The sequence below is a fragment of the Paenibacillus sp. GL_099_B genome (assembly GCF_057835695.1).
Window position 1 is genome coordinate 4,116,417 of sequence record NZ_CM174430.1, and the last position, 13,452, is coordinate 4,129,868.

5 protein-coding genes are annotated in these 13,452 nt (G+C 45.5%); all 5 read right to left on the reverse strand.

The features are described from left to right. Positions 1–7: 7 nt before the first annotated feature. On the reverse strand, positions 8–976 hold the full coding sequence (locus AC3ITG_RS18635) for an ROK family protein (protein ID WP_489250975.1): 969 nt from the start codon (positions 974–976) through the stop codon (positions 8–10). Further along, entirely contained in the window at positions 973–2,877 is a 1,905-nt protein-coding gene (locus tag AC3ITG_RS18640; RefSeq protein ID WP_489250976.1) for a class I mannose-6-phosphate isomerase, read from the reverse strand. Before AC3ITG_RS18640 ends, AC3ITG_RS18635 begins: the two co-directional genes overlap by 4 nt. Before the next feature lie 94 nt (positions 2,878–2,971). Next, entirely contained in the window at positions 2,972–3,898 is a 927-nt protein-coding gene (locus AC3ITG_RS18645) for an AraC family transcriptional regulator (RefSeq protein ID WP_413371976.1), read from the reverse strand. A gap of 93 nt (positions 3,899–3,991) precedes the next feature. Then, entirely contained in the window at positions 3,992–11,239 is a 7,248-nt protein-coding gene (locus AC3ITG_RS18650; protein ID WP_489250977.1) for an endo-alpha-N-acetylgalactosaminidase family protein, read from the reverse strand. Positions 11,240–11,273: 34 nt separating this feature from the next. Continuing rightward, on the reverse strand, positions 11,274–13,448 hold the full coding sequence (gene gnpA, locus AC3ITG_RS18655) for a 1,3-beta-galactosyl-N-acetylhexosamine phosphorylase (RefSeq protein WP_489250978.1): 2,175 nt from the start codon (positions 13,446–13,448) through the stop codon (positions 11,274–11,276). Between the last annotated feature and the right edge of the window lie 4 nt (positions 13,449–13,452).

Sequence of the window (13,452 nt, forward strand, 5' to 3'; positions counted from 1 at the left end):
TGGTGGATTAGGTACCTTTTACGAGTTGGAAAATCCCGTGGAACACATGCTCCTGCATTTGTTTCTCATTATGCTGAGCAATCCTCTCGGGCAAGAGCGCTTCCGAAAGTGCGCTGCCAAACAGATCATGGGTTTCGGCAATTTGTCCCCCCAGGATCAGACGAGCGGGGCGAAACTCTGCCACGTACGGACGCAACATTTCCCCAAGCCGCTGTCCGTAAAGCTGCCATACACGGATGGCGGAGGAATTTCCCTGTCTGGCCGCTATGGCCAGATGGTACACGTCCTCTCCCTGCCTTCGAGCATCATGGCTATCTGCCAAGGCCAAAATCCCTCGGCTTCCGAACAGATCATCCACGGTTCCTCCGTTGTATTGCTCGGCATACAACATGCCTGAGTCGGGAATTCCCCATTTTCCGCTGACAATGGACCGGTTCTCAACAAAAGCGGAGCCAAGGCCCGTTCCCAATGTAAGGCAAAGCAATCTGTCCTGTGGAAAAAGCCTGCTGACCCCCATAGCGAACAGAGCAGCATCATTGCCAAAACGAATATCTGCGGCGGCAAGCTGGGTCATCCATGTAGGAGCAGTGCGCTCCGCTGCAAGCGCCGTTAATTCACACCGCAGCAGTGTTTTTAGATTGAATTCATAAAGCTGCTCGTATTTATTCAATCCCTGGATACGGGAAACGCCTGTGTCGTATTCAAAAGGTCCGGGGAAAGCAAAACCGATGTGAAAATTGGCAAAAGTGGCCCGGGTCCCTTTATCGGTACTTAGCCTCTCCATGTAGGCGACGTATGCAGCGGCAAGCTCCTGGATCACGCCAGCCAGATTGGAGGCGATTTCATACGGGCTACTGTCGGAGTGTGATGACCTTTTGACATAAAGTTGTGGTAGAAGATTCCCGTCACTCAGTACAACGGCACCCTTCAAAAAGGTTCCCCCGGCATCAATGGCAATCGTGACGTCAGGGTTCATAAAGGTTCACCAGATTTCCAGTGATGCGGAAGCAGAGGGATCTTCCAGTCTGGCGAAACCTGTGCCCGGATTAGAGTGCACGATCGGTCACCCAGAGACTCCAGACGGAAACCTCCGACGGAGGCAGGAACGATATACGCTTCGGCGTACCCCCACTCCACGGCCGCTGCCTCATCATCCAGCGGAGTCAGCCGCACACGGTCGCCTTCTACGAGGTTGAACATAACAAACTCTCCAGCCGTATCGTCGATCCACTCTCCGTCCAGTTTTAATCTTTTGATCTGAAAAAGCAGATCCTCCCGTTCGCCCAGCAGCTCTTCCCTGCTGTCTCCCTGTACCCGGCTTTCCTTTGGAACCGCTATCAAATGCTTCTGAACGTAATCAGTGTCAAACTCTTCCTGCATGTTGGCTCTGGCATGATCGCCGTTGATCGGACGCGGCAGTCCGTCTCTGTCTAGCCGCAAATGGTCGTATATTTTGAAGGTAAACCACCAGGTTGTCGAAGAGATCTCCAGCACCAGATTGTTTTTGCCCGAAAAATGTACGGCTCCCGGCGGGATCAGAAAAAGGTCACCCTTACTCGCTTCCCAAATGTTCACATATTCTGGGATCTTCAGCGGTTTTCCCAAAGTGTGGGCAGATTCAACCGCCTGAAGCAGATCCTCCCCGGTTGTGCCCTCTGTGAAACCCAGTCCCACAAAAGGTTTGGCGCCCTCCTTCTGTTCCATAATGTAATAGGATTCCTGCTGCGTCATCGTTTCGTTGAAGGTCTGCTCGATGTAAGCCTGCTGGGGGTGGACCTGCAAAGACAGATGATCCCCGTCGATCGTATCGAGATAATCAAACCGGATCGGAAAATAGTCGCCAAACAGTTGGACATTGCGCTCGCCCATAATTGCTTCTGGATGAGCAGACAACAGCAGCGGGAAAGGAAGCTCCACTATAAAATCCCGATAACCGATTAATAGCGTGTTCTCCGGTGCGATAGGTTCAAACCCCCATGCGCAGTTATTCCAATCCTTAGGCAGGTCGCATAGTTCTTTTAAATACTGTCCGCCCCAAATCCCCGGTGCAAAAAACGGCTTTACTCGAAAAGGCTGCTGGGCTGCTGAAGCCAAAAGTCGGCGCAGCATAGGGACGGTGACCAAAACGGGTAGTTCCCGGTTGTTCGTATCCACATAGTAGTCAAAGTCATACAAGTGGCGTTTGCGATATTCCTCCCAGACGGGCCATTCCAGAAACAAGGCCTGTTTATAGGTTTCGACCGTATCCCGGCAAGGACCTAACCCCAGGGAACCCATCCCCTGCTGATGCAGGTTCTGCTGAGCTTCTCTGGATAAGTCGCAAAAAAGAGAAACGTTGGCCGCACCCGATGCTGAAGAAAGGAAACCGGAGCCTGGCCCAAAGGTCACAACGATGGGGGCCATCTGATCTGCCTTTGGCGACTGGGCCACTGCATATTCAGCGGAATGAGAAAGCCGCAGTTGATCGTCTACATCACTGAGCCAGGCCGGCTGTGCATGTGGCCGGAAATAATTCTCAACGCTGACGTCCGAGGCCACAACGCCAAAAGCACGGTTATCCGTCAGATAAGGGTGAAACTGCTGAAGCAAATCTGCAGAAGACTTTAAATAATCAGCGCTGTCTATTTCAATTAAAACCCTGCTCTCTAGGTGGCAGCGCGACCGAAGTATTTCCAGACATTCGCTGAATGCGGCACCATGCGTACCGTCAATGACCATATAAAAAGGAAGCAAATCATTCTGTACACATTCGGGCCAAATTTGATCAAGCCATTCTTCATACGCATTCCAGATCCCCGGTTCTGCCTCTTGGTCGGGCTGAAGCCGAATGAAATTCACTGGGTTGGTTTGAAAGGCCAAAGGGGCTATTCGGGGCATGTTTAAACCTCCAACTCTATATCGATTTATGTTCATCATTGTATAGGGAGTTGGAGGTGCTGTCTTTAAACGATCAAGCTGTATTTTTGTACGATCAGGACATTCGGGGTGGGTAATGCATTTTGCCAGAGCGGCCTTCGGCAAACTGATTGCGTCGGAATTTGGCCGGGGAAACACCAAGCTCGCGGGTAAATATCCGGGTAAAATAATGCACGGATTGGAACCCGCACTGGATGGCGATATCTTTAATTGGTGTCTGTTCATTTAACAGGAGCCCAGCGGCTTGCTGCACACGTCGTTCCTGAATGTAGTGGACAAAGGACTGCCCCAGATTTTCCTGAAACAACCGGGTCAGGTGGCGGGACGAAATGTGGAGGTGCCTTGACACCGTCATAAGCGTAAGCTCATTGATCAGATTATCATCAATGTACCGTTTGGCCTGTCGGAACAACGTATTTGGTTCCACGGGCTGCTCTCCCATGTCGGCCGAATCTGATCGAGTCGGAACGTGCAAATCTGCTATGGATAACAGCAGAGAAGCGGAAATTTGCTTTACAGCAAGAGGAAGAGTTGCCCCAGGCTGGTCGAAAGAAGTAATGAGCGCTTGCCATAAATGGCCAGTTGGCGTAAGGTCCGCTTGCTGCGCTACGCTTTGCCCAAGCTCGGCAAGACGACGGAAGGATTCAGTATAATAAACATCTGTGTGGGCTTCATCCAGTTCGAAAGCCACATAAGAAAGTGTCAGTCCGGTCTGGCTGCGAATTTGATGCCATACGCCTGGAAGAGATAGAAATGCTGTTCCTTTATTTAAAGCATAATGCTGGTTTTGTTCTATGTAGCTTCCTTCACCGTCTACCACATAACAAGCCTCAAAAAAGGAATGCCGGTGGAAGGCATTGTCGAAATGATCGGGCATGAATCCCCAATACAAGATGGACAATGAAAGCCCTGTTTGCTCCACTTTTGTAATATAACGATTGCATATCTGATTGGCCCGGCGGAAGCTGGCTTCGATGGTCATGGCGTTCCTCTCCCTTCAAGCTCTCATTATACGTTTGCATAGCAAAAAGGCAAACCGGAAGTCGGTCTGCCTTTTTGAATATAACTAGGTAAATCAGATGATGCCCTTTTCGCAATACGTTAATAATCTGCTAAATAAAACAGCTGCCTCAGCCCGGGTCAGATTACGTTTCGGATTAAGTTTGTGATCTGGTGTTCCTTGAATGAGATCAAGCTCAATGCAAATCGCTAATGCTTCCTTGGACCAGATTCCTGCCTTATCCGCATCTTTGTACTTAGACAGTACCATTTGCGTTGTATTGGAGACTTCTGGCAATCTGCCCTTCATCTCAAGCATTCTTACTATAATAACGGCCATTTCTTCACGGCTTAAGGGTTTCATAGGTTTAAATAAATTACCCGCATAGCCTTTAAACAAACCTGCATCCGTCGCAGCACGAACATCATCCTTATACCACTTATCTTCTGTTACGTCTTTAAATGATGATGACCCATCAGCCTTAAGACCAAATGCTCGAGTTAACATCGCTGCGATTTCAGAACGGTTTATCGTCATATCTGGAGCAAATTTCTGATCATTCATGCCCTTGATAATACCTTTGCTCACAAGAGCTTCAATTTCCTTGTTTGCCCAGTGACCAACCGTATCGAGAAATGCTTTGGGTTTGGTGTTGCCCGTATCCGGCTTAGCTCCAGTTTGGTTATCCTGATCAGACCCATTATTCGTTCCTGTACCAGGATTAGGCTGGGTATCGGGTTTCGTACCAGTGCCTGGATTTGATCCTGTGTCTGGGTTTGATCCTGTTCCTGGATTTGTACCCGGATTGCTGCTGTCCTTCGCCTTTACTTTGACTGTCGCAATCGCTTTAATGTCCGTCCCATTGACCTCGCCTTTCACCTGAAAAGTACCTGCCTGTGCATAAAGGGATGGATCAATCGTTTCCCATACAACGGCAGCATTCTCAGTCGTATCATTACTCAATGCCACAGTCACTTGCGCAGGCAATATCGGTGTAGAACCAGCTTCCGTTTCAACCTGTACATTCTCAATGGATACGATGTTAACTACTAATTTTTCTTTAATGTAGAAATCATCCAGAATGAAGGCGTAATCAGAAGTAGGGCCTCCAGCGCCTTTGGATACCATTTTGAAAATAACTTGGTAATCATTTTGATCACCTGTCGTGAATTTTTTCTGGAAGCGGATATAACCCCCATCTTCACCCGCTTTATTACCCGGATTAGGTAGTGTGCCCAGTGTTTCCTTCAGCACAATTTCCCCTGTAGAACGTGATTGTACAGAAACCTCATAACCAGCATACTTTTCTAAGGTGTAAATAAAGCCTAAGTCATATTCTGTGTTTGGTTCCATTTTCACGCTGGATTCATTCGTTTTTATTAATTTACCAACATCTGTTTCATTAACTTTCAACGAATTCTCACCATCCAGAACCCAGGTCATTACAGGACCAACCTTGTTCTCAGATGCGGATACAACGGGATTGTTATCCTGTTTATTGCTCTGATCGGTTGCTATATGAATCTTCCTATCGCCACCACCGTACTCAAAAGGACCCCAGCCTTCATACACATTTTCAAAATCCTCATATACAACGTAGCTCTTTTTCGTAGGGTCTTTCTCTACAGTTGTATGCTTCCAAATTCGTACGTCATCAAATTGAACAGTACCCGCTCCCGGATCAGCTACAAGCTTAACTGTCGCGGAATTAATGCCTGCTGGAACCTTGAATTCAACATTCATTCTTTGCCATTTGGTGTCCACGTACTTGAAGGATGATTTATGGATGCCATCCTGACCTGTCACATGATTGGAATAGGTTTGACCATTAACCGTGACCTGAAGCGAGGATTTCCTCCCCTCTTCAGTCTGTGTCCACACTCCGACGGTGTAATCCTGACCAGGCTGCAATCCGGTAATCTCCTGTGAGATTACACCTGAATTACTACCGACCTCTGCGTATCTGTTCCAATTCGATTTGTTCATTTCTTTAGTGATATCGTATTCTGTATCCCCTTGAACAGTCTTGATTGTAATGTTTGCTGGATCATCGACTGTCCATGAACCTGGAACATTGAACTTCTCTGAATTGAAGGCAAAATCCTTGATCAAACTGCCTTCTCCCCAATTCCCTGCATTAGGCACCAAAGTCAGGGCATCAGCAGTTGCTGGATACAATACATAAGGCGTATTTTTCTTTGCCTTAGTAATCGTAAGAGATTCATTCCGAGCGACCAGAGTATCCACTAGAACTTTACCTTGTTGGGTCAATTCGTAAATATTAAACTGCTTCACATCTTTAAATTCATCCGTCAACTGCCAAGTGGTCGAGTTACCTGTTGTGTTCCAATGGTACAGCTTCGCACCATCGTTAACACCCAAGATTTGATTTGCTTTGATATCCCAAACCCATGGGATTAACGAGTTAGCCTCACCTGTATGGCGCACTGATTCATCGGTAGTTGTCCCTGTATCTTTCCAAGAAGAGATCAGCTTGCCATTCTTGATAAGTTCAATCATACCGGTGGATTTATTTCTCTTAGAGACGACATCATTATCAAAAGTTACTTGGTCTTCTTCATATTTCAGCACACCGAAATGCTGCATATACTTCGTCGGCAATACTTCATTGAAGAATACCGTTACACCCTGTTGTACGTCTGGCTTAGAATCCCCCCAAGTGGTCACACCAGGGATTTTTTGCCCTTTAAATAAAGCATTCCCCACAAAAATATCGAGATTGTTCTTCACCATTCTAGAAAGGATACTCTTGTTCCCTTTATTGGGATATCCCAAATCCGGACCCCAGTGAACGAAATCGACACCCGGTTCAATCGGACCTGAGAATTCTGTTCCTACTTTGACTCCAAGACCATTGGCATATTGCAACAATTTATAGGCATTGTAGTCATTACCGGTATACACGTCTACATAATAGAAATCCAACGCAGGGTCTTTAGGGTTGTTGGCGTCCTTCGTGAGATTATATAGATTGGTTAACCGTGATTTCAGTTCACCACTCAGGACATCCTTCGTTTGATCTACATAATAAGCCGTATCGATCCAATCCCAACCTTTGGAGAGTCTATCTGTCTTCGGTCCATTAGCTGTAGCCCCAGTTAAATTGGAGTAATCCAATTCGTTGGCATCAAGATGATATTCGGTTGCATTCAGATGCACGCCGACGTGAAGGTTGTACTTATCCCCCTCATCGATCAAATAATTGAAATCATCCAATCCACCTTGTCTTACACCAATATTGGAGTAGGAAGGAATATCATCATCATGCCCCTCCGCCTGATAGCCCTTATGCAGAATCATCTGTCCAAAACCGTCTGTAAAATTATATAGAACTTTTCCCGTATCCAAACTGTTCAAAAACGGATCATTGGCTTGACTAGCAAAGTTGAAGGCAATATACATCATATTGTTCTTCATATCCTGCGCGCCAAATGGCTCATTGTAAATTTCCGTTCGGTAAGCGACAGCAGCATCCTGCCAATCTGTCTTATCATCGTTATTGCGTTCCCCAGTGACGACCACTTCATACCATGGCAACTCTTCAGTCTCACTACTTTGAAGATGTCGATACGTCCAACTGCCTGGCTTCACCGTTATTTTATTGACAAGCGGTTTTTTCTCTGTGGTGATTATCAATTTATTGCCACCGCTCATGACGTTGTCCTCTGCCGATGCTGCCAGGCCATCTCCACTCACCATAGCCATCGTTACACCGGTCGTACCGCTTTGCTTCATAAGTGACATATCGTCAACCAATTCCTCCGAGACTCCGTGCCACTCCCCGTTTGACTTACTCCATGCATATGATGCGTCTTTCATTGAACTATTCACATGGATCAGAGCGTTGTTCATTTGAATTGAACGCACTAAGAAATCCGGGCCGTCGGAAATTTTATCAATTTCAAATCGCACTACATTGTTCGCCTTTGCCTCGAGATGCCCATCAATCACAACGCCGATCTCATCAAACGTCATCGTGTACTGATATGTGCTAGCACTCTCTTTCTTCGATACTGTACGCGGTACATAATCCTTATTATTAATCTTCACGCTATTCGTCTGCTCTACGTCGGCCTGTAGCGTGTGATGATCCACTTGATACTCTACAATGCCTGGTAAATCTTTATATACAGTAACGGTCATACCATCATTCTCAATCATATCTGTCTCTTGCGCCAGCTTCAGCTTAGGTAGCGACTCAAGTTCGACCATTTTGAGGTTACTCACCGTCATTTGTTTGGTTCCATACCATGAACGAAGACCAAACCAACCCGGCACAACAGCCATCGATTCTTCAGATATCGAACCCATATCTGTACCTACGCCATCAGGACCCGTAATATTGAGACTAAGCGTTGTTCCCACCAAACGAAGCTCAATATGATAATTTGTATTGGCCTGCATCTGATACGTATTGGGAAAGGATATCTCATTCCCGTTACTTGTTGTGACCTTCCACTTCCCATTAATATCATGAACGACACCTATATATTTGTCAGCTGCCGAACCTCTCACGATAAAACCATAACGGCCACCATCTGCTCCAGCGGAAACATTCGTGTTAAAATCAAAAGTGAGTACCTGATCAGCGAATTTAGGGCTATCCTTATCCACTGCTAATGAAACCCCTGGCATGTTCAATCGGATTTGGCTGTCTCCATTGGCGAGAACCTCTGGTTTACTGTTATCAAGAGGACCCCAGTTCTGCGCATTATAATCTGGTGCATACACGCGAACCTCTTCTGCAGTGATCGCGTCTATGTTGGCTTGAATCGCATGGGTCGCAGAATTGTAGATGCCAAATGAACCTGGTGTATATCCAGTTACATTCACACTGCCAGCCCTAATTCCATTCACGTAAAGGCCTAGCTCGTTCTCGATCATTTCTACACGTAGCGTGTAATCTTTGCCAGAAGCAAGTGCAGTAGTAGCGCCAATTGCAAAGGCATCTCTACTACCTTCCAGCTTGTATTTCCAATTCCCCGGACTTTCTTCGTAAATCACGATATTTCCAAGTGTAATCCCCGCAGCTCCATCCGACTGCATTTTCACTTGATATATGCCGTTGGCTACTGGTGTTACATCCTTATTGATAGCAGCCATTTCAGCATTCAACATCCCTTGCAAATATCCACTAGAAACTTGCGGCGTATCCTTGAAGCCTTCCCAATTTACGATTGAATCACCTTCATAGTACTCTTCATATCTCAGCTTGCCGACATGGGATGAAGACGTATTCATATCAAGGAATTCTTCAGTAAAAACAACATTATCAATATAAATGTAATTCTGAGCAACTACCCCAAAAGACCCTTCACCGAGTTGCTGCCCTGTCGGTAAGTTTGCTTTCAAGGTAGCGCCATTAATACTTAAGACCACAGAATGATCAGAGTATTGGAGTCCAACTTTGTTCCAAGTATAAGGTAAAGGACTAAAGTTCAGATCATCAGAAACGACAAAGTCAGTGCTGGTCCCCTCCTTATTCAACAATACCCATTTCGTACCCTCATATTTAACAATATCACCATCGCCTATAACAAAACCGATATCTGTCGATGCAGGTCTCACATCCAACATATATGTGGCACTTTGCAAAGAAGGTGCATCCAAGTTCATTACGTTGTCTTTGATATTGGAAAGTCTCAATACCCGATTACTGCCTTCTGTAATAATAGTAGAATCTGCACCAGTCCAAGTACCTTTAATTCCATCCTCAAAATCATTACTGTATTGTGCAATTTGTTTGGGTTCAATGATCTCATTCGTATATTGTACATTGTCGATTTGAAGCTCTACAGTGCTTCTAATGCGAAGTCCGAAACGCCCAGCTGCTTCAGAATACTGTTCAAACGTAATGTCGCCAATCCGCTTTTTATTCAAAAAAACCGTTATAGTCTTACCATTAAAATTAAACATGAGATTATTCCAACGCCCTTGCAGCGGATAAGGAATCTCTTGCTTATCTCCCCAACCCGTATTGGATTCTGGGATCCAGCTGCTCGGATCAACCCCGAGTTCATTGAAAATACTTGCTGAATCATTCATTCTGAAACCAAAAGCAAATCCTTGTCCGCTAACCAATTTGTCCGGATTAACCAGTTTGAAATCTAACGAAAGAGTTCCTTGTTGAATTTGTGGCGAATCCAGATCCACACCTCGTTCGCTAGATCCTTTTTTAAGGGAGAGAACTTTATTGCCCGTAATATCCGTCACGACCGTTGCTTTCAGTCCCAACCAATGGGGTATATAATTTGTGTCTTCGTAATCTTGAACATAATTAACAATGTTTGAAGGTTTCTCCTTCGTGCCTACACCTTCAATTCTCACACTCTTGATGGCAATCTCTCCTGTAGCATAGCGCTTATACAGTCCAATTTGACCTAATCCAGATAACGAACTCAATAAATCAGTATTCTTATTGTAATAAGTCACGTCGTCTACAATGATCAAAAGCTTCGTACCATTAAAGCCGATCTGAATGTGATAATCTGTGTCCATTTTTAGTTCTGGTCCGTCAAATGTTTCCCACTTACTTGTACCATCCGGACTCTGAATAACCCAGGTTGTGCCGGCATCATAACGAATAGCTATGCCTTGGTTACTCTCATTAGATCCTAGAACAAATCCAATATTGCTTTGATTTGTGCTGGTATACCGCATCATTGTATCTATGATTCCTCCGGAGAGCCAAGGAGCCTTATCCCATGTTGCTATAGCTCCACTACCTCCCAGATTACTGATCGATACTGTCAATCCATTGTTTACTGAAGTCGTTCCATTTCCTTTGACGAAAGTCATGGCTTCCGGTTCCATAGACTGATAGTTATTCGTATAAGAAACAACCTCTTCGTTACTTGGAACATTATTTTTTAATTCTGCCAAGAATGTATCTATATCTACATTTCCGTTTGTTTCCTTACTCTTTTCAAGAACCGTGATTGCAACTTCAGCTTTAATACTCGTTCCCTCTACAGATCCCTTTACGGTAAATGTCCCTACCTGTGCATACTCAGAAGATTCAATTGAATCCCAGCTCACCATGACTTCTGCGGTAGTGCTGTCACTGTAGACTGCTTGTATTACCGATGGAATTGCTGGCTGCTCATCAACGTATGTTTCAACATTAATCGAAGGGATGCTCTCGATCGTTTTTTCCTGTGGCTCAATCGGCAAATCACCAAATTCTCCGGAAGTAGCATAAGCAGTATTGCTTGGGAGTATCATCAACTGACTTGAAGCAACCAATAAAACCATCATCCAAATCCATAATTTGAATATCATTTTATTATTTTTTTTCCGCATCAAATCATTCCTCCTACAATAGAATGCTGGATTTTTATATTTCGTACCACTTGATCTCATTTGCATCCAACTTCAGTGAGAAGCTGGAGCCATCACCGCGGTAAACGACCGTTTCCTGTGGCTCATACGTATTATTCACCACGCAGTATTTTCCTTTTTCCACATAAGCATGAACCTCAACATTATAGTTCTCACTGAACCAGCTGTTCAGCTCCTGATCGCTGTGGGCGCTCCAAAGGATCGCACGGTACAGCAAGCGGCTGTTCTCGAAGCTGTATGGTAAACCGCTTATATATACACTTCGCCCGTCGCCGAATTTGTTCACCGCAAGTTGAACTTCCTTGTCCGTTTGACGGAGAATCGTAGTTCCTTCTAGGGCAAAAATATTTTTCTTTCCTTCGCCAAAGTCGATTTTCTTGCTTCCATCCGGATTGTTTTTACAATCTGCCGTAATGAAATGTTCATGCTCATCCCAGTTATATTTTTCATAACCCAGCGTAAAGCCACGTTCTTCCTCTACACCGAGGATATTGGCCAGTTGGAAAAAGCGTCCGTGCGCTTGATGCGCTGTGGGTTCGCCAACACCGATAAATCCACCGCCTTCATAAACAAACCTTTTTACGGCGGTAACGATATCCGTATCCAGCCACCATTCTCCACCCGTATAGGCTGTATCTGCATCGCCAACGTTTAATATGACGTCAATATCATCTAAGACGGAAGGATTTTCTTTGATATCGTCGAAGCTGATGAATTTCACTTCGAAAGGTGCACCAGAGAGAGCTTCAATAATACCGGCATAACTGTAATTTTGCTTGTAATAAAGTGCATGATGGACCATATGGTTCCCCCAGGCCCGCATTTTGCCCCAACAGTTGAGCACGGCTACCGACTTGACGCAATACGGCAAGCTTCCCTGTACATTGTCATAGAGCGTACGGAACTCATCCGTAACGCTTTCTACATATTCAATAAACTCGGGGAAATCAAGGGCTAGCTTAAGATATCCGCCGTAGCCGATCCGATCGATCGGTTTGCGGAGAATCGCACGTCGCGCGGTGACCCAATTTACTTTGGCTTCCTTTACGGGGTCCCCGCCTGTATGAAAGGTATCCGGAAAAAAGTAAGGTAAGAAACGGCCTTCCGTATATTGCACGCCTGGGATGTCGCTGATCAGTCTTAGTGTTGAACCGTTACCTACACTGCCAACTACTGCATCCAGACCGATTGATACAAATTCCTCCATGAATGGTTCTGTGCCAATCCAATGATCACCCAGGAACATCATGGCCTCCTTACCGCATTCGTGGGTAATATCGACCATTTCTTTGGCAAGGCTCGCCACTTCACGACGCTGGAATGCTTGAAAATCACGGAACTCCTTTGTAGGTATTCGATAGGTGTTGTTGTAGTAACCTTGGTCGATAATAAATTCAGGTCTGAACCTGTACCCGATCTCTTTCTCAAACTGTTCGAGGATATATGGGCTAACTGAGGCTGAATAGCCGTACCAGTCCACATATTTTTCACGAGCGAGCTCATCAAAAACCAAGGTGAATTGGTGGAAGAAGGTTGTATAGCGAATCACATTGACATAAGGATGATCTTCGATAAACTTGCGAATTCGCTCCATCGTATACTTACGAGTCTTCGGTTGACGAACATCAAAGGTAATTTGATGCTCGACATCTTTCCATTCATTGGTGACCGCATTGTACATATGAACCGGATCCCACATAATATAAGCCAAAAAACTAACGGTATAGTCATGGAACGGCTGGGTTGTGATGGTGACATCGCCGATTTTGTCGTCATAGCTCCATTGTTCGGTCGGAACGACCTCTCCGGTTGTACGATCGATGACTTCCCACCAGCGCTGAATATCGTCGCGACAATTCACTTTGAGCATGTCGGGATAAATCCCCTTCATAAGGGAAATGGAAATGCTATCGCCTTCAGCCGTATGAATGGGAGTCATCAAATACATTTGTTGAATCTCTTCAGGGTTGGCATTAGCCCATACGTTATCCTTACGGGTTGTATAATAAGTGGAATAGACCTTGGCATCGATATCCCGCAGCTCGGCGGGAAAGTCAGTTCCATCACAATCGCGCACAGCGTCTGCTCCCCAGCGTTTCATGATCTCCAGGGTTTGCGGAATAACGTCCAAATCAGTAGGGATCGTTACACGTCCTCTTTTTGTACTCATGGTT

Bases quoted from the DNA above. Each gene is read 5' to 3' on its own strand.
- AC3ITG_RS18640 (WP_489250976.1), bottom strand. From the start codon at position 2,877: ATGCCCCGAATAGCCCCTTTGGCCTTTCAAACCAACCCAGTGAATTTC.
- gnpA (WP_489250978.1), bottom strand. From the start codon at position 13,448: ATGAGTACAAAAAGAGGACGTGTAACGATCCCTACTGATTTGGACGTT.
- AC3ITG_RS18645 (WP_413371976.1), bottom strand. From the start codon at position 3,898: ATGACCATCGAAGCCAGCTTCCGCCGGGCCAATCAGATATGCAATCGT.
- AC3ITG_RS18635 (WP_489250975.1), bottom strand. From the start codon at position 976: ATGAACCCTGACGTCACGATTGCCATTGATGCCGGGGGAACCTTTTTG.
- AC3ITG_RS18650 (WP_489250977.1), bottom strand. From the start codon at position 11,239: ATGCGGAAAAAAAATAATAAAATGATATTCAAATTATGGATTTGGATG.